The following is a 17,344-nucleotide window of genomic DNA, read 5'->3' as shown; positions in this document are numbered from 1 at the left end:
TGTACAACCTCATACGCCACTCCCTACCGAACCAGCCGTGTGCCACTCGCGCAGGTTCGGGTGGATCAGCCATGCCTGAAGAAGGGACCAGACCCTTGCCCGTAGAGATCGAGATGCGCGCCCGATTCGACGCGGAGGCCCACGACCAGCTCGTTGCCCGACTGGAGCAGGACGGCACCGACCTGGGCTGCGACGACAAGCACATCTACTTCTACGTCCTGCCGGACCAGCTCCTGAAGGTCACGGACAACACCGCCGCTGGGACGGCGAAGATCACGCTCAAGCACAGCAAGATCGGCCAGGGCGTGGCGTTCCCCGAGACGGAGTTCGCCATCGCTCGCGAGGACGTAACTGCGGCCGTGCGGGTCTTCAATGCACTGGGCTTCGAGCCCCAGATGCACCAGGCGTTCAACCGGCGCCACAACTACCGCTTCCGAGGCGTGGAGATCGCCGTCAAGTGGAGCGAGGCATGGGGGCATCACGCCGAGTTCGAAGTGCTGCTGGACGACAACGCGAGCGACGCCGCCCGGCAGGAGGCGACTGACCGCATCTTCGCTGTGGCCAAAGAGCTAGGGGTCAGGTTGATGACTGAGCAGGAGCTGGCCGACTTCACCGCTGCGTTCGAGGCGGATGAACAGGCCCGTAAGGCCGCCCCTGCGGAGATCGAACCCCAGACCTGACCGTTATCCGTCTTTCCGACACACCGAGGGGGTAGGCCCGATGAGCACCACCCCGCCGGCCGACAGCCTGGTCGAGCTGGCTGCACGTAAGCAGCTTCCGCACCACCAGTTCATGGATCACGCCACCGTGCGATGGATCGAGGCCAACCGGCCGAACTTCCCGGACGCTCCGACGTACGAGCTGCGGGCCGCCTCACAACGACTCCTCTACCGGTCGGCCATCCCCATCACGTGGATGGCCGAACCGAGGCTCGCTGACTCGCTGCACGGTATCCGCCACGCCATGCGGACCGCCGCGCTGGCCGCGCTCCTCGCAGAAGCCACCAGCCTGTCCGAGGAGGACACGGCCACGCTGATCGTGGCAGCAGCGGTCCACGACTGCCGCCGTCTGCACGACAAGGACGACCGCGGCCACGGAGCCCGGGCTGCGGTGTGGCTTACGGACAACGCCGACGCGGTGTGGGCGCACTTCCACCTGACCGCCACTCCCCGACACATCGCTGCTGCGGCGACCGCGGTGCGCCTGCACGATGTGCCGTACGCCGCCTACACCACAGACGACAGGACCGACCACAACCAGGCCGAGGGAATCACCGACCTGCTCAAGGCAGCCGACGCCCTCGACCGCTACCGGCAACCGAAACGGCCCTGGTGGCCGGACAGCTCGCTGGTACGCACCGCAGCCTTCAACGAGCTACGGGCCACGGCATTCGAACTCGTCGTGGCGTCGGAAGCGGCGCACCTTGCCGGCCTCGACAGCACGGACTCCGTGTTCAAGGCGCTGGAGCAGCGGGGGTTAGTCAGCTGATGGACATCCGCGACGGCTACCACCTGTGGGCCGACGCCCACGCCTTCTTTGACTCCCCGCTGATCTCCAGCACTCCCGATCACACAGACCCCTTGGGAGAGCAGTCCGCCGCATGGGAGACCAGGCTGGCAGAAGAAACGCCCAACGGCACCCTGCTGCGTGGCAACGCCCTGTTCGACGCCCTCAACGGATCCGGGCCGCTGTACCTGCTGCACGTCACCCACGCGCTCGAAGAGATCAGCCAGCACGGCTTCCTCTACCCCTCCGGAGGCTGCCTGGTCGGCAGCATCTACTGCGCGCCACTGACTGCCAACGGCAGCGGATTTCGCATGCACAACCTGGCCGAGTACGTCCTGACCAAGGAAGCACCTGCCTTCGTGGCGAAAGTTGGGACGCCTGGCCGGACACCGACTCCGCTGATCTTCGAGATCACCCGTCCTCGACGCGCCTACCGCGGACTCGCAGGAGTGGACTACCTGCGCCTCGGCTCGATCCACCTGAGTATCTACACCCATCTCGAATACCTGCTGTCTACGGCCGAGAGGTACGAGCTTCGCGAGACGGTCGTCAGCCGCGTCAAGAACTCAACCAGCTTCCTCGCGCTCGCTGCGGCGATCGTCTACGAGGGTGCCGACGTCGCCCCGGCCGTGTTCCTGGAGCTGCTGGACGAGACGATCCCCCGCCTGCCGATCCTCGGTTACCTGTACTTCGAGGCGCTGGCCGAATACCTGATGCTCCACTCCACCAGCGAGCACACCAAGAGCCTGGCGGCCCGGGGAGAACTCAACAACTGGCTCTACAAGGACATGCTGTTCGCCACCCTCGGCATGGCCGGTAAGTTCGACTTGGCGAAGTTCAGGCCACCCCCGGCCGGGTTCGAGGAGCTCCTGAAGCAGGTCGACGCGACCGTGGACGCCGCGGATGCCCGAGCGTATCTCCGCGACCGCATCAGCTACCTCGTTGCCGCCAGACTGTTCACGCCCGGCCAGGTGCCGGACGCATGGCACCACACCCGCTGGGAGTTCGACAGCCTCGCCGCCCACCTGGGCCCGCTCCTTGGACACCTGATCCACCGAGAGCTGCGGACCTTCGGGCGCTATCCGGACTTCTACTTCTACTTCGACCAGCACAAGGCGCTCCAGGCGTGGAACTACTGGAACCACATGGACATCTTCGCGCCCTTCAACGGCACGATGCCCAAAGGTGAGGTCGGCATCAACCCTGCCTACCCGGACCTGGAGTACAGCATCTGGCGGGCCGAGCAGGACGACGCTGGCCGCGTCCACCCCGTCGAGCAACTGAACCTGACCATCGCGCCGCGTCTTGTGGACATCAAGTACACGCTGATGCGCAACAACAAGTGGTCGGTCCCCGAGCCCTCAGTTAGCTGACCTTCACAGGGAGCCCGTATGACCGCGCACCTCTCCGCGCCCTCGCTCGACCTCCTCGCCGAGCAGATCGCCGCCCTACTCCAGGAGCCCTCGACCACCCACGGTCTCGCCCGCACCTTGCGTGCCGCCGCCAAGGAAATCGAGATCAGCCGCTATCACCACACCAGCAGCCGGGCATGGCCGAACGGGCGTATCGACATAGCTCCCGAGAAGGTCCAGATCGGAGGTGGCGCCCACCGGATCGACGGCTTTTACAACATCGACGCCGTGCCGCCCGCTGATCTGCTCTGGGACATCCGTGAGGGCATCCCGCTGCACGACGACAGCGTCCAGTTCATGTTCTCCGAGCACTTCCTGGAGCACATCGACTACCCAAACTCCGCCAAGCACTACGCCCGAGAGGCACACCGCGTGCTCGCCCCGGGCGGCCGGCTCGTCACAGGCGTTCCCGACGCCGCGTTCGTACTCCGTCACTACCCGGACAATCCGAGCCTCTCCGAGGAGATGATCGAGCGGTGGTACGCCAAGCGTGACTGCCTCGGCGACATCAACACCTTCCTCGACCTGATCAACTACGTCTTCCGCGACCAGGATGACGATCCCACCTACACGCCACACCTCTGGGCGTACGACCGCGAGAAGCTGACACAGATGTTCACGGAGGCCGGCTTCCGGACCGTGGAGCCGTGGGGCTTCGACCCCACGATCGCCAACCCGAAGCGGCAGTGGGGCAGCGTGTACGTCATCGCTACGAAATAGCCGACGGACGCCCCGAGAGCAGCCGTACTGACGACGCTGCCAGGACCTGACCGTCAGGCCGCAGGGCGACGGAACGGGGGGCAACCTTCAGTCGGGAAACCTCATAAGCCACAACCGCCACAGGCGTCGGCGTTTCGGCCAGCTTCGGCCCGCACTGGAGCCATACGGCACCGCGACCCCGCGTTCGACGCCGCCAGATTCCGGGCCAGTGCGTAGTCCGGAATCGAGCGCGTTCGATTCGCTCGCAGCCTCGTTGAGCCTGGCACCGCGACACCGCCCAGGTGCCGCAACAACCGCACAGGAGGGACGCAGTTGACCGCCACTGACACCCCGATCGAAGCCCCGCAGACGCCCCCTCCACCACCCCCAGCGACCATCTCGTTCGAGAGCAACTACGGGAAGAACCCGCTGGGAGAGGCCACTTTCGCAGCCATGTGTGCCCGGCTGCCCAGCGTGTTGCGGCAGACAGCACAGATGGCCTGGGCCATCGACAGGCTGGCCGTCATCCTGCTCGTGGTGTGCCAGGTGCTCACGGGCGTCGCCGCGGCCGTAGTGCTGGCGTCCACTGCAAAGGCCATGCAGCATCTCGTCGGCGACGAGGCTGTGTCCGAACGGCTGCACGCAGCCTTTCCCGCCCTCCTGGTCATCACCGCAGCGGTCGCCGTTGGCCGAATCTCCAGTGCGCTGTCCTCCTACGGTGACGGCCGAATCAGCCCCGGGCTGATCACGGCAGCCGACACTGCGCTGGTCGAGGCTGTCTGCCGCGTGGAAGCCTCCGCCTACAGCGAAGACGGTTTCGCCAACCGGCAGGAAGCCGCTGAAGTCGGCGTCTCGCGCACCACGATGATGGTTAAGGACGCGCAGCGGTTCACAGCTGCTTTCGTCCGTATGATCGCCGCCAGCGGAGTCCTCGCGGCGCTGCACCCCTTGATGCTGCCGTTGCTACTCCTGGCTGTCGTGCCCGCGGGCCTCGGTGCCGTGCTCTCCGCCCGAGTCGACTACGAGACGCACTACGCCAACGTCGGTGACCGCAACGTACGAGGCATGATGCGCTGGTGGGCGACCACCTCCCGACACGGCGACGAAGTCCGTGCCAACGGCATGACCGACTACATCGTGTACTGGTACCGAACTCTGTCCAAGCGCATCGACCAGCGCACCCTTACTGCTGCTCCCCGCATGCTGCGCATCGTGCTGGCCACCTCGGCTCTCGGCGGCATCTTCCTTCTCGCCACCTGGGCCACCCTCGCCTGGCTGGCCGCCACCGGACGCCTGGACCTGGCCATCGCCGCCACAGCAGTCGTCGCCGTCCAGACTTCCTTGGCCGCCTTGTCCCAGCTCGTCATCAACGGCGCCGCGCTGTTCCACACCTCCCTCTACCTCGCCGACATGCGCGCCTTCCTCGACCTCGCCGCCGAGCGCGCTCCCAAGCGCGGCGAGGTGAAGATCTCCGCGCCGGTCGAAGAGATCCGTCTGGAGGAGGCTGCCTACTGCTACCCCGGCAAGGAGCGGCCGGCCGTCGACCGCGTCTCCCTCACTCTGCGCCGGGGCGAGATCCTGGCGATCGTTGGTGAGAACGGCTCCGGAAAGTCCACCCTCAGTCGGCTGATCACCGGAATCCTCCTACCCGACAAGGGCCGCGTGACCTGGGACGGAGTCGATCTGGCCTCTGCAGCCCCGAGCAATGTGTGGGCGCACACCGGCTTGGTCCCGCAGATTTTCGCTCAGTGGCCCCTGCGTGCCCGGGAGAACGTGACGCTCGGGCAACCCCGCACCTTCAACGACGATCCCGTGTGGGAGGCCATCGACGCCGTCGGCATGCGCACCGCGATCGAAGAGCTGCCCAAGGAACTGGACACACTGCTCGCCCGAGAGTTCTTCGGTGGCTCCGAACTCTCCGGTGGGCAGTGGCAGAGATTGGCCTGCTCCCGTGCGCTGTACCGGCGCTCGGAACTGTTGATCCTGGACGAGCCCACCTCGCAGATGGACCCGCGCGGTGAGCACGACATCTTCGAGGAGATCAAGAGCATCGCCGCAGACCGCATCACGGTGGTGGTCACCCACCAACTCGAAAACACCAAGATCGCCGACCGGATCATCGTCATGCAAAACGGCCGGATCACCGAACAGGGCCGATACGACGAACTCGCCAACGGCGGTGGGCTCTTCGCAGAACTCCTCGCCCTGGCCAAGGACCGCTGATACCCGACCAAGCCCACGGTGGGCGGACGTCACCCCTGCCGTGAACGCTCGCTGTAGCGGGCCTGCGCCGCGCCCTGAACAAACTGTGTGAGGAGGCCGGCGCAGCCGCCCGCGATTATGGCGACGATGATGCCGCCTGTTGCGATGTCGGGCGTGCTGACGATGATCGCGATGGCGACGGCGCAGGTGACGATGATCCCAAGTGGCCTGGTCGGCCCGCGGTACCACCACGGCGTACCTGCCCCCACGGGCGCCTCCCTGTCCACGTGCCCGATTGCGTAGGCATCGTACTGGCAGGGCTGTCCGACAGCAGTTTTAGCGTCGACTGAATGGAGCACAACGAAGAGGACCTTCACAGCGTACGGATAACCGCCCGCGGTCCGAAGGCCGCGATCGAGGTCGACGGACGGCGGGTGGACCCGGGCGCTTTCAAGGGCTACGCGATCAGTCACCATGAAGGGGAGCCCCCGCAAGTCCTCCTGTATGCCGGGGACTACGCCGAGACGGTCTTCGAGGGCCTGGCCCGTGTCTCGGTTGCTGACGCTTCCGATCCGGGCCCGGCGGCCGCGGTCTTCCTGGCGGCGATCGACGCCGAGGAACTGGAACGCTCGGCGCTGGCCCGGCCTGACCTCGGTACCGGCCCGCAGTCGCTGACGCAGGCGATGCTCCTCCAGCTCCAGGAGTGGGCTCATGGCGTTTGACGTGGACGGCGCGCGTCGTGTCGTCGGCCGCATCCTCGACGACAAGTTGGAATTGTGGCGCGACAGCGCAGGCCGCGCGGACGATGTGCTCGACGAGTCGACGGGCCAGCTGATCCCTCCGGCGCCGGACGAGGTGCTGGTCTGGGATGGGCTGGGCGCGGTGATGCCGTGGGGGCGCCCGGCGATCACCAAGCGGCTGGACGGTGCGGTCGTCCATGAGCCGCCGACCACGGACTACCAGGCGGTGCTTCCGGTCCAGGCGCCGGAGTTGAGGCCTGACGATGTGGTGCGCGTCGCGGGTTCGGTGCGGCCCGGCGGTCCGCGCGACCCACAGCTCGTCGGCAAGCGGTTCCGGGTCTCGGACCAGCACATCGGCACCTACAGTGTGGTCCGCATCGTGCGAGTTCAGGTGATCGACTGATGGCCCTGGCGAACCCGCACCCGAACGCCCACCCAGACGCGACCGCGTTCCGTGATCCGATCGCGCTGGCCGCAGCCCTGGCGCGGATGGGTCCGGCTGCCCGCGCCCGCACGCGGACGATCACCCGGCACCACGCGATGCTGCTGCGGGTCCGGATCCAGCGCAACGCCAGCGGCAGGCCGGGGCCGAATGTGATCACCGGCCAGTACCGGGCGTCGTGGGATGTACGGGTGAGCAGCAGCGGTGGGCAGGTGACGGCGGAGGTGTTCACCGATGCCCCGCAGGCGCGGAGGCTGGAGTACGGCTTCGTCGGCGTCGACTCCCTCGGCCGGCACTACCGGCAGCCGCCGTACCCGCACGTCGAGCCTGCCTTCCGTCAGACCGAGCCCGCGTTCATCCAGGCGCTGGAGGACGGAGTGCTGCCGTGAGCGCACCTCGGCTGCCGGTGACCCGGGCACTGGCGGCGCTGATCGAGAAGGCGACCGGCCGCCCGTGCGGTATCGGTGAACTCCCGCGCGTTCAGATGGAGTCCGGGGAATGGGAGCCTGCGGATGTGCCGTACACCGTGCTCGACTCCCTGCCCGGGGAGTTCAGCGGCCCGCCGCTGGAGGACTGGCACGCGGACGCTGCGTGGGGCTACCAGGTCACCTCGGTCGGGGAGCGCGGAGACCAGGTCGAGTGGCTCGCCGACCGTGTTCGCGACGGTGTCGTCGGCCGCCGTGACGGCGAGTGGGCCTACGACCTGCGCATTCCTCAAGGCCGTGTGATTGACCGGGAGTTGGATCACGACGCCGGAGGAGAGCCCTCCGTGTCGGCGGCAGGCGCTATCGTGTCCTACGTACAACGGTTCACGATCACCGTGACACCCACCTGAACACGCTTCAGGTTCCTCACCGCGGAGGCCCGCGCGGACGCTAGGCCCCAGGCCAGGCGAACCCCCTTTGAACCTCAAGGGGCAGGGCCTCGGCACGGGACGCTGCCCCAGAAGTGGGAGCGGACCTGTGTCCCTGACGAAGCCGTCCACGAACAAGCCGGCCGCCCAGACTCGATTCCTCCGGCGCGGCATCTCCAAGATCTACTGGCTCAAGAAGGTCGACAACCCGGATCGGCCGACCCGTAAGGAGATCTCCGAGCCCAACCGGTTCGACCTGACCAAGGCGGTCAGCGACATCGAGGGCTGGGCGCTGGAGAACGAGCCGATCGAGACCCCGGACATGGGGACGACCTTCAATTCTTCGATCCCGGGCAACGACAAGGCCGAGAGCAGCTCCCTGACCTTCTACGAGGACCGGTTCTCCGACGACATCGAGCAGGAGTTGCCCAAGGGCGCCCAGGGCTACGTCGTCTTCCTCCGCAAGGGCGACATCCCCGGCTCCCGGTCGGTCGACGTGTTCCCCGTCCAGGTCGCCACCCGCGCCGCGACGTATTCGACCGGCAACGAGGCCGCCAAGTTCCAGGTGACCTTCACCGTCACCGAGGAGCCCTCGCTCGACGCGCCGGTGCCCGAGGCGATTCCCCCGCGCCCCCTGCCCACGCCGGTCGAGGACTGCGACGACGAGGACGGCCACCACGATCACGACGGTGACCACGTCGACGTGACCGTCGTGAGCACCACCAAGACCGCTGCCACGGTCCGCGAGCACAGCGACGAGGGCTGACCATGTCGCGTCCCGCACCGGCCAAGCGGCCGCCGTCCCCCTCCGCCGCATCGGCGGAGGGGGCGTGGGCGGCCAAGATGGACCGCCTTCGCCGCCGCGCCCGGCCACAGAACAAGCTCCGCATCTGCGACGACGACCCGCTTCGCCAGCGGTTCGAGGAGACCGAGCAGGCCGCCCGGAGAGCCCGGTTCGTCGCCGAGGCCAACCCGGGCGACGAACAGGCAGGCCAGCGAGCCGCCGACGCTGCCGCTGCGCACGACGACGCCCGAGCCGCGCTGGATGCCGCGTCGGACTTCCTCACCTTCCGTGCTCTGCCGCGTCCGGTGCTGGAGGACTTGATCGCCGACCATCCGCCGACCGAGCAGCAGACCGAGGAAGGCGCGATCTTCAACCCGGACACGTTCCCCGCGGCGCTGGTCTCGGCGGCCTCCGTGGACGGCATGAGCCGCGAGGAGGCCGAGGAACTGCTGAACGGCTGGTCGGCGCCGGACGCCAACGCCCTGTGGGACGCGGCCTGGCAGGTCCAGCAGGAAAGCCGGGTGGAGCTGGGAAAAGACTGAGCCGCGATGCGCAGCTGCGCGCCGAGCTGGAGCTGTGCGAGCGGTACCGGATCCCGCACTCGCAGTTCCTCGGCGGCGACGGCCGTTGGACGGAGCTGGACCGGGCCAAGGCGCTGGCGTGGGCGCAGTGGCAGCGGTCGGTATGCCCCGAGTGCCACACCCGCCTGGAGGAGTGGGACGACAAACGCGGCGGTGACCCCCACGCCTACGTCACCGACACGCTGCGCTGCCCCGGCTGCGAGCTGATCGAGCAGGAACGCGACCACGTCCCCACCGACCGCTCCGGCTACGGCGTGAAGATCCAGCTCCTGCCGCGCGCCCACCACCACGAACACCCCTGAACAGATCCCGCACGACGATGTAAGGAGGCCCGCTGCGGTGGCCGGGTTCACCCTGACCGTGGCGATGCGCGCCGAGGTCCGCGACCTGATCGCGGGAACGCGTGCTGCCTCCGGCCAGATGCGGACCCTCGCCGACCGCACCGACGCCGCCCACCGCACCCTCGCCCGCCTGGACGCGCAAGGGGCCAGCCTCACCAGCCAGTTCGCCGCACTCAACCGTTCCGCCCGCGCGGCCGTCGGCGAGCTGAACCGGATCACCGCCCGCGCTTCGGCCGCCCGCGCCAGCCTGCGGGCAGCCGGGGACGACGGCGCCCGCTCCATGTCCCGCCTCCAGCGCGCCGTGGCCGGCGCGGGCAGGCGAGGCATCTCCACGACCAACCTCCTTGCCGGTGGCGGTCTGCTGCTCGGCGCGGGAGAGATGGTCGAGGAGGGCAACCGCTACCAGCGGCAGATGAACCTCTTCCGCGCAGTCACCTCGGCCACGGCCAGCCAGATGAAGCGGGCTGCCGTCGAAGCGCAGGAACTCGGCAACGACCTCTCGCTGCCGGGATCGACCGCCGCGGACGCCGCCGAGGCCATGGTCGAGCTGAGCAAGGCCGGCTTCCGGGCCGATCAGTCGATCGACGCCGTACGCGCCTCGCTCCAACTCGCCTCGGCCGCCGACGTCAACGCCGCCACGTCGGCCAAGTACTTGGGCGACATCATGGACCAGTACGGCCTAGGCGCGGATCAGGCGGCCAAGGCGTCGGACACACTGGCATCCACGGCGAACAACGCCTCCGGCTCCATCACCGACATCTACTACTCGATGCGGTACGCCGGGCCGGTCGCCAACGCCCTCGGCGTCTCCCTGGAGGACACCGCGGCCGCGGTCGGCATGCTCGGCAAGGCTGGCATCCTCGGGCAGACGGCGGGCACGAGCCTGCGCGGGATCTTCGCGAACCTCGCAGCCCCCACCCCGAAGATGCGCGGCGCGCTCAAGGACCTGGGGATCGAAGCCTGGGACGCCCAGGGGCAGTTCCGCGGGCTGCGCGTCGTGATCGACGGTCTCGCCAAGGCCGAACACGACCTGTCCCAGAAGGACTTCGCCGCAGGCGTCACGCAGGCGTTCGGGAAGCCCGCGCTCAGCGGTGCTGTCGCGCTCGCCCACCAGGGCACCGAATCCTTCGACGACCTGTCGATGGCCGTACGGCAGACCGGCGCTGCCGCGTCCATCACGGCCTCGCGCGGCCAGGGCCTGGCCGGTGCGATGGTGCAACTGCGCACCCAGGCCCGGCAGAGCGGTCTCGCGCTCTACAACGGCATGGCCCCCGGCCTCGAATACGTCACCCGCCTGCTGACGCGCGGGTTGGCCGGCGCGACGCCGTACCTGACGACCGCGCTGGAGTACGGCCGCAACCTCGCCGTCCTGTACGGCCCGGATCTCAAGGCCAAAACTCAGGACGGGCTCGGCGGCCTGATCGACGAGGCGAAGAGTTTCGTCGGCCCACTCAAGGAGCTCGGCGAGGACGCTCTCGCCACTGGCCTGAACCTCCTGATCAACGCCGCCCAGACCCTGGGCGAGGTACTGAGCAACGCGGCCGACGGCGCCGAGCCCATCGTGTCCGCCGTGTCCGACCTGGGCGCGGAAGGCGGAGCGGCGGCCGGCACGCTCGACATCATCGCCACCGTCGCCAACGTGGCCATGGACGCGGTCTCGGGCCTGTCCCTCGTCCTCGTGCCGATCGGGCACATCGTCGGCGGTCTCGTCAGCGCCTTCGGTGCGCTGCCTGGCCCGATCCAGTCGGCTGCCCTGGCCATGCTGCTGTTCCGCCGCGTCCAGCCGACGCTAACCAACATCGCCAGCACGGTCAGCGGGCCGGTGCGCAGCGGGTTCCAGAGCTTCGCCCAGCAGATGCGCGTCCAGCAGGCTCTCGCGGCCTCCGCGGGTGTGTCGGTGTCGCGGTACGGCGCCGCGTGGGCCGTGGTACAGGCTCGCGTCGGTTTCCTCGGCAACATGACGGCGGCGTTCCGCAGCGCGAACGGCGCTGGGGTGACGTTCATGGGCACCCTGAACGGCATTGGCCGCGCGGCCGGTTCGGGCCTGCGCTCTACTCTCGGCGGTATCAGCAGCGCGCTCGGCGGACCGTTCGGGATTGCCATGGCCGCTGTGTCCGTCGGCCTGGGGCTGCTGGCTTCCCGCCAGCAGCGTGCCGCACAGGCCGCGGCCGAGCACCAGCAGCGCATCTCCTCACTGACCTCGGCCCTGCGCGAGTCCGGCGGGCAGATCGACAGCAACGTGCGCCAGCAGGCCGCCCAGATCCTGCTGGACACCAAGACCAGCCAGGGCCAGCTCACCAAGGTCATGGACCAGGCCGGTGTGCCGCTCGCGACGCTGACCGATGCCTACCTCGGGCAGGGGACGTCGCTGGAGGCCCTGCAGAAGCAGCTCATGGCCACCGCCAACTCCCACCGCGCGTACCGGGACGTGGCGGCTGGCAAGGCGAGCGTTCTCGACTACACCGATGTCGGACAGCAGTACAAGGACGCCGCTGACGCTCTCGGCAGCGTCAAGGGCGAGATGGCCGAGTCGATCAAGAATGCCCGGGATCTGGCAGCCGCGACCAAGGGGGCCGGGGACGGCACCTCCGCCTACGACCGGCTCAAGGCCGCCGTGGGCGGACTGGCCGACGAGACCGCCGACGCCGACACCCGCACGCGCGCCCTCAAGAGCGCACTCGACCTGCTCTCCGGCGGCCAGATTTCGCTCCAGGCCGCGCAGGCGAAGGTCAACTCCGCCGTGCTCGATCTCCAGGAGGGCGGCCAGGATGTCAGCCGAGACCAGGGATACGGCGGCAGGCAGCTCGTCAACGAGGACAAGACCCTCAACACCACGACGAGGAACGGACAGCAGCTCTACACCCAACTGACCGCACTGTCCGATGCTGCGGCCGATGCCTCAGTGGCGACCTACGACCTGGCCCTGCGCAACGGCGAGGAGCTGCCGGCGGCGCTGGCCAAGGCCCGCGGTGAGATGAGCCGGGCCCGCACCGAAGCGATCAAGGCCGCCCAGAGCTACGGACTGACGCGTGCCCAGGCCGAAGGGGTCGCCGACAGCCTTGGCCTGCTGCCGTCGAAGGTGTCGCTGCTGCTCCAGACCAAGGGTATGGACAGCACGCTCGCGAACCTGATCGCGGTCCAGGCGGAGTTCCAGCGGCTGCCGAACGCCAAGACGATCAAGGTCGACTCGCTGAGCGACGGCGCGCAGCAGAAGTTGCGCGAGCTCGGCTTCACTGTGAAGACGGTGCCCGGCACGCGGCAGATCAAGATCACCGCTCCGACTGCTGCCGCCCGCAAGAGCCTCGACGGACTGATCGACAAGCTCGGCCAGACCCCGAACAGCAAGAACGTCCGAGTGTCGGCGCCGACTGCCGCAGCCATCAGGAGTCTGGAAGCGGTGCAGGCCAAGATCAGGGCCACCCCAGGAGCGAAGTCCGTCACCGTTCGGGCGCCCACGGCGCAGGCCCGTAAGGAGCTGGAGGCGCTGGGCTTCAGGATCGAGAAGGTCCCGGGGACGAAGAACGTCAGGGTGACCGTGCCGACCAGCGGCCCCCGTAAGGCCGCTGACTCCATTCAGCGGCGCATCGACGCGTTGCGCGGCAAGTCGGTGACCGTCACGACGCGCCACGTGAGCGTCTTCTCGTCGCTCGGCGACGGCTCCGAGGCTGCTGACGCCCTGCGTCAGCAGGCCGAGAACCTGCGCAGGCGGGCCAACAAGCAGGCCGACGGCGGTGTCGTCGACTATTTCGCCGACGGCGGGGTCACCGGCCCCGGCCGCCGTGAGCAGCATGTTGCGCAGATCGCCCCGGCCGGGAGCTGGCGCATCTGGGCGGAGCCCGAGACTGGCGGCGAGGCGTATGTGCCGATGGCGCCGTCGAAGCGCGACCGCAGCAAGGCCGTCGTGGAGGAAGTCGTCGGCCGCTTCGGCGGGCAGGTCGAGTGGTTCGCCAACGGCGGCGTACGGGGTCGCAGCAGTCGCGACTACAGCCCGGTGTTGGCCAGTTCTTTCCAGCGGGCCCGGAGCTCGGAGGTCATGGCGGGCGTGGTCCGTGCCTTCGACATCCGCACCGGCAGTGACCGCGCCCGTACCCGCGTGGTCGATGCCCGCGGCGGTGGGCGCGTCCAGGTCGTCGTCGTGCGCGAGCAGCAGCCGCTGATCGGCTCCATGCCGGTCACGGTCACCGACAGCTCCGCCACACCTGAGCAGATCGGCAACGAAATGATGCGCAACCTGCGTAACGCGCAGCGTGGCGGGAGGGTTTGACCTTGACCACACCAACCAAGCAGCCCCGCATTGAACTGGCCCCGTGGCAGTACGAGATCGGCGGTTTCGTCTTCGGCCACGGCACCAACATCCCGGTCGGGGACATCGAAGGGCTCGGCTCACCCGCCACCCGTCCACAGGATGTGGATAACCCAACCGGGGACGGCACCTCTCCGGGGCAGGACTTCTACGGCACCCGCACCCTGCGGTTCGAGGCCGGCATCAAGACACCCGGTGACCCCGTCAAGGCCGCCGATCTGCTGGCCCGACTGGAACTGGCCCTCGACGACCCGGCCGCCCGCATCCGGCCCGACGGCCGCCACGTGCTGCGCGGACGCTGGCCCGGACACCGCACCCGCCGCATGTACGGGCGCATGCGGCGTGCGGAGGCGACCAGCACCACCACGGCGATCAACGGGTGGATACCGCTCGACCTCGAATTCGTCGGCACCGACCCGCGCTGGTACGACGACGAGCTGTCGACTCTGCTGTTGGGCCTCGACCAGGCTGCGGAGCACCAGAGCCCCGACCGCACCGTGGACCAGACGCTGTGCGCGCCCGAAGACTGCCACCGCGCGGACCCGGACGACCGTCCTGGGTGGATCACCAACCACGGCAACGTGCCGACCTGGCCCAGCATCCGCATCCACGGCCCGGTCACGAACCCGCGCGTCTGGAACACGGTCACCGGCCGTGTCCTGGAACTGCGCCTGGCGCTGCGTGCCGGGGAGTGGGTGGAGATGGAGACCCGGCCCAGCACCTGCTGGGCCCTGCGCAATGGCACGGTCAACGTCGCGAACGACCTCACCCCGCCCTCGCGCCTCGACCTGTTCGCCCTCCCGCGGGGCCGCTCCGAGATCGGCTGGAGCGGCGACGACCCCACCGGCACCGCGCGCCTCGAGGTGTCGTGGCGGTCGGCGTACACCGCCCTGTGAACGGAGAACACCAGTGACCCTTGTCCAGCCCCCGATGATGGTGAACGGCGGCAACCACTCCGCCCGCGCCCTGCGCCTGATGATCCGCGACCTGACGCGCGGCCGCCAGGGCATCGCCGAGGCCGGTGACCTCAAGGTCCGGCCCCTGGAGACCCCCGGCGCCGGGGTCCGCGTCGGCGACGGCTCCGCCCTGATCCACGGTGTACGCCCGTGGCAGGGGGCCTACACCCAGACCAACATCGGCGACGCAGTGGTCGACGTCCCGCCGACCGGGCCATTCGCCCGCACGGACCTGCTCGTCCTGCGCGTCGAGGACCCCGAGTACGAAGGCAAACGCGATCCCCGCCGGGAGGACATCGGCTACTTCCACCTCGTGAAGGGCGTCGACCAGGACGCGACCGTGCTGCGGGAGATGACCGCCATACCCCTGGCCCGCATCACCCTGCCCCGCAACACCGCCGCGGTCACCGCCGGCATGATCACCGACCTGCGGCGGCTCGCCAATCCGCGCACCGAGCGGACCCTTCACACCGTGCACCCGACCGACACGGAGAAGGTGCCCGCCCAGCACGGCCAGTGGGCGAATTGGCCCAAGGAAGCCGCCTGGGACCTGGACATCCCTGTGTGGGCGACCAAGGCCACGATCGTGGTCACCCTTTCCGGCCTGCGCGCCGAGGCCGGCAGCATCTACGCCGAACTGCGCACCCGCCTGGGTGAGCACAACGCCCCGCCGACCGTCGTCGACGACGACGGCACCACCACGCGCCGCGCCGGCGTGGTGCTTGCCGACACCTTCACCCTGCCTCCGGCGTACCGGGGCACTCGCCAGCGTCTGGCGGTGCAGATCAACCAGATCGACAAGTACGGCGATGGCGACCTGGCCGTGGCCAAGGGCACCACGGTGACCGCCGAATTCCAGTTCACGGAAAGCCCGGTGTGATGCCCGACTACCGCTACATCCTCGCCCGAGCCGCCACCGGCGAGGTCCTGCACTGGAACCTGCCGCTGACCGAAGTCGAGTTCGGGCCGGAGAAGTCCGGACCGGGCTCGCTCAGCGCGGCCCTGAACCCCACCTTCGGCCGCAGGATGAGCGACATGCTCGACGACGCCGGGGACACCGTGATCCTCGTCGAGCGGAACTCAAGGCTGCTGTGGGGAGGGCTGCTGTGGCGGGCCGAACCGGAAGGCCCCAAACTGCCCGTCGAGGCATCCGGGTTCACAAGCTACCTGCACCGCCGCTTCGACCTGCACGGCAACCTAGGCGGGCGCGGCCCGTACATCGAGGCCGACCCATGCCAGGTCATCCGCGACGTGTGGGCGTACGCGCAAGAACAGCCGGACGGGGACCTGCAGGTCGTCGTGGACGACACGAAGTCGACGGCGAAGGTGGGCACGGCAAAGGACCCCTACACCACCTCCAAGTCCGACCCCCGCAACCTGGGGGAGATCGTGGACGAGATGGCCGACATCGATGACGGCCTCGAATGGACCGAGACCGTCACCTGGGTCGGAGGCCTCGCCCAGCGGCGCATCGTCCTGGGCGCTCCCAGACTGGGCAGACGCCGCGAGGACCTGACGTTCACCACTGGTGCCAATGTGGTCGGCGAGCCCCAGGTCATCAAGGACGCCGACTCCTACGCCCAGTGGGTCATCGGCCTCGGCGCCGGAGAGGGCACGAAGCGCAAGGTCGTGGTCGACGGTGTCCGCAACGGGCGGCTGCGCCTGGAGCACAAGCTGGAGACCAGCGAGAAGGACGAGACCAAGATCAAGCAGCGCGCCCGCCGCGAACGGCTGGCCCGGCAGATCCTGCCGACGCTCACCGAGCTGGAGATCACCGACCACCCCGCGGCCCCCATCGAGGCGCTGCGCGTCGGCGACGACGTTGGCATCCGGCTGCACGAGCCGCACACCGCGTACGAAGGGTGGAACCGCATCGTCGGCTGGACCGTACGGCCCGGTGAAGGGGAGACCCCGGAGCGCGTGACGCTGAAGCTGGAGCGCACGATCAAGCCGGAGGAGAGCGGCGACGAGACGGAGGCGGTGTAGATGCCGGACACCATCGCCGAACTCGCGCGCCGCATGGCCGCTCTGGAACGGCGCGTCACCGTTTTGGAGCGGGCCCGGCGCGCACCGTACCCGCCGTGGCGCAGCCTGCCGCTCACCGGAGAAACGGCGGTCCCCGACACGGCGCAGCCGCCGCAGATCCGCGCCAACCCGTGGAACACGCTGGAGTTCAGCGGCCGGATCGGCCTGCCGGAAGGCCGGGCCGTAGACCAAGCTGTCGTCGCCCTCCTGCCGGAGGGCTTCTGGCCCACCGTGTCCCGCACGGTCCCCGTCGCCTCCGATGCGGCACGCCGTGAACTCCATCTCGACATCGATCCCAAGGGCCAGGTGACCTTGCGGGTTCAGGACGGCGGCAGCGTGAAAGCCACCTGGCTCAGCCTGGACAGCGCCTCGTGTCGCACCGACAGCGACGACGAGTAGAGGCCGCCCAACCGCCTTACCCGGCACGCAGGGTCGATGCCGCTGGGTAGCATGACAACCGGGTGACCCTCCACCCATGCTTCGCAGCCAACTCCCGAGGG

General features: G+C 68.8%; 18 protein-coding genes. 17 read left to right on the top strand and 1 reads right to left on the bottom strand.

The features are described from left to right. Positions 1–95 precede the first annotated feature (95 nt). The 5 genes from H8R17_RS08320 to H8R17_RS08300 all read left to right on the top strand — a co-directional run bounded on the left by H8R17_RS08320 (position 96) and on the right by H8R17_RS08300 (position 5,840). On the top strand, positions 96–680 hold the full coding sequence (locus H8R17_RS08320; RefSeq protein ID WP_187822496.1) for a CYTH domain-containing protein: 585 nt from the start codon (positions 96–98) through the stop codon (positions 678–680). Positions 681–720: 40 nt separating this feature from the next. Continuing rightward, the gene (locus H8R17_RS08315) at positions 721–1,488 is read left to right on the top strand and encodes a hypothetical protein (protein WP_187822495.1); all 768 of its coding nucleotides are present in this window, start codon (positions 721–723) and stop codon (positions 1,486–1,488) included. Continuing rightward, complete coding sequence (locus H8R17_RS08310; protein ID WP_187822494.1) at positions 1,488–2,879, top strand: hypothetical protein; 1,392 nt, start codon at positions 1,488–1,490, stop codon at positions 2,877–2,879. The genes H8R17_RS08315 and H8R17_RS08310 overlap by 1 nt, the downstream gene beginning before the upstream one ends. 18 nt (positions 2,880–2,897) lie before the next feature. Then, the gene (locus tag H8R17_RS08305; protein WP_187822493.1) at positions 2,898–3,638 is read left to right on the top strand and encodes a methyltransferase domain-containing protein; all 741 of its coding nucleotides are present in this window, start codon (positions 2,898–2,900) and stop codon (positions 3,636–3,638) included. A 312-nt stretch (positions 3,639–3,950) separates the two neighbouring features. Then, complete coding sequence (locus H8R17_RS08300; RefSeq protein ID WP_262505109.1) at positions 3,951–5,840, top strand: ATP-binding cassette domain-containing protein; 1,890 nt, start codon at positions 3,951–3,953, stop codon at positions 5,838–5,840. A gap of 29 nt (positions 5,841–5,869) precedes the next feature. Here the strand turns inward: H8R17_RS08300 and H8R17_RS08295 are convergent, their stop codons facing one another. After that, positions 5,870–6,088 carry a hypothetical protein gene (locus H8R17_RS08295; protein WP_187822492.1) on the bottom strand — a complete coding sequence of 73 codons (219 nt, stop codon included), beginning with the start codon at positions 6,086–6,088 and terminating at the stop codon, positions 5,870–5,872. Positions 6,089–6,169: 81 nt separating this feature from the next. On the opposite strand from H8R17_RS08295, the gene H8R17_RS08290 reads away from it, so the two are divergent. The 12 genes from H8R17_RS08290 to H8R17_RS08235 all read left to right on the top strand — a co-directional run bounded on the left by H8R17_RS08290 (position 6,170) and on the right by H8R17_RS08235 (position 17,243). After that, positions 6,170–6,541: a hypothetical protein gene (locus tag H8R17_RS08290; protein ID WP_187822491.1), complete on the top strand. Its 372-nt coding sequence runs from the start codon at positions 6,170–6,172 to the stop codon at positions 6,539–6,541. Then, positions 6,531–6,962 carry a DUF6093 family protein gene (locus tag H8R17_RS08285; protein ID WP_187822490.1) on the top strand — a complete coding sequence of 144 codons (432 nt, stop codon included), beginning with the start codon at positions 6,531–6,533 and terminating at the stop codon, positions 6,960–6,962. The genes H8R17_RS08290 and H8R17_RS08285 overlap by 11 nt, the downstream gene beginning before the upstream one ends. Continuing rightward, positions 6,962–7,390, top strand: coding sequence for an HK97 gp10 family phage protein (locus H8R17_RS08280; RefSeq protein ID WP_187822489.1), 429 nt, complete (start codon positions 6,962–6,964; stop codon positions 7,388–7,390). The genes H8R17_RS08285 and H8R17_RS08280 overlap by 1 nt, the downstream gene beginning before the upstream one ends. Then, complete coding sequence (locus H8R17_RS08275; protein ID WP_187822488.1) at positions 7,387–7,836, top strand: hypothetical protein; 450 nt, start codon at positions 7,387–7,389, stop codon at positions 7,834–7,836. The genes H8R17_RS08280 and H8R17_RS08275 overlap by 4 nt, the downstream gene beginning before the upstream one ends. Positions 7,837–7,963: 127 nt before the next feature. After that, entirely contained in the window at positions 7,964–8,620 is a 657-nt protein-coding gene (locus H8R17_RS08270; RefSeq protein WP_187822487.1) for a hypothetical protein, read from the top strand. Between the two features lie 2 nt (positions 8,621–8,622). Continuing rightward, complete coding sequence (locus H8R17_RS08265) at positions 8,623–9,180, top strand: hypothetical protein (RefSeq protein WP_187822486.1); 558 nt, start codon at positions 8,623–8,625, stop codon at positions 9,178–9,180. Next, complete coding sequence (locus H8R17_RS08260; RefSeq protein ID WP_187822485.1) at positions 9,123–9,521, top strand: hypothetical protein; 399 nt, start codon at positions 9,123–9,125, stop codon at positions 9,519–9,521. Before H8R17_RS08265 ends, H8R17_RS08260 begins: the two co-directional genes overlap by 58 nt. Before the next feature lie 37 nt (positions 9,522–9,558). Next, positions 9,559–13,824, top strand: coding sequence for a phage tail tape measure protein (locus H8R17_RS08255; protein WP_187822484.1), 4,266 nt, complete (start codon positions 9,559–9,561; stop codon positions 13,822–13,824). Between the two features lie 2 nt (positions 13,825–13,826). Then, the gene (locus tag H8R17_RS08250) at positions 13,827–14,759 is read left to right on the top strand and encodes a phage distal tail protein (protein ID WP_187822483.1); all 933 of its coding nucleotides are present in this window, start codon (positions 13,827–13,829) and stop codon (positions 14,757–14,759) included. Between the two features lie 13 nt (positions 14,760–14,772). After that, positions 14,773–15,699 carry a hypothetical protein gene (locus H8R17_RS08245; protein WP_187822482.1) on the top strand — a complete coding sequence of 309 codons (927 nt, stop codon included), beginning with the start codon at positions 14,773–14,775 and terminating at the stop codon, positions 15,697–15,699. Further along, positions 15,699–16,805 (top strand): hypothetical protein, encoded by a 1,107-nt coding sequence (locus tag H8R17_RS08240; protein WP_187822481.1) that lies wholly within the window; start codon positions 15,699–15,701, stop codon positions 16,803–16,805. The genes H8R17_RS08245 and H8R17_RS08240 overlap by 1 nt, the downstream gene beginning before the upstream one ends. Further along, positions 16,806–17,243 carry a hypothetical protein gene (locus H8R17_RS08235; protein WP_187822480.1) on the top strand — a complete coding sequence of 146 codons (438 nt, stop codon included), beginning with the start codon at positions 16,806–16,808 and terminating at the stop codon, positions 17,241–17,243. Positions 17,244–17,344 lie beyond the last annotated feature (101 nt).

Origin of the sequence: Streptomyces sp. TRM68367 (genome assembly GCF_014495685.1) — a bacterium.
GTDB lineage: Bacteria > Actinomycetota > Actinomycetes > Streptomycetales > Streptomycetaceae > Streptomyces.
Note: the sequence above shows the minus strand (reverse complement) of the source record. Positions and strands in the feature narration are given on the sequence as shown.

Bases quoted from the DNA above. Each gene is read 5' to 3' on its own strand.
- H8R17_RS08315 (WP_187822495.1), top strand. From the start codon at position 721: ATGAGCACCACCCCGCCGGCCGACAGCCTGGTCGAGCTGGCTGCACGT.
- H8R17_RS08310 (WP_187822494.1), top strand. From the start codon at position 1,488: ATGGACATCCGCGACGGCTACCACCTGTGGGCCGACGCCCACGCCTTC.
- H8R17_RS08305 (WP_187822493.1), top strand. From the start codon at position 2,898: ATGACCGCGCACCTCTCCGCGCCCTCGCTCGACCTCCTCGCCGAGCAG.
- H8R17_RS08290 (WP_187822491.1), top strand. From the start codon at position 6,170: ATGGAGCACAACGAAGAGGACCTTCACAGCGTACGGATAACCGCCCGC.
- H8R17_RS08285 (WP_187822490.1), top strand. From the start codon at position 6,531: ATGGCGTTTGACGTGGACGGCGCGCGTCGTGTCGTCGGCCGCATCCTC.
- H8R17_RS08280 (WP_187822489.1), top strand. From the start codon at position 6,962: ATGGCCCTGGCGAACCCGCACCCGAACGCCCACCCAGACGCGACCGCG.
- H8R17_RS08265 (WP_187822486.1), top strand. From the start codon at position 8,623: ATGTCGCGTCCCGCACCGGCCAAGCGGCCGCCGTCCCCCTCCGCCGCA.
- H8R17_RS08240 (WP_187822481.1), top strand. From the start codon at position 15,699: ATGCCCGACTACCGCTACATCCTCGCCCGAGCCGCCACCGGCGAGGTC.
- H8R17_RS08235 (WP_187822480.1), top strand. From the start codon at position 16,806: ATGCCGGACACCATCGCCGAACTCGCGCGCCGCATGGCCGCTCTGGAA.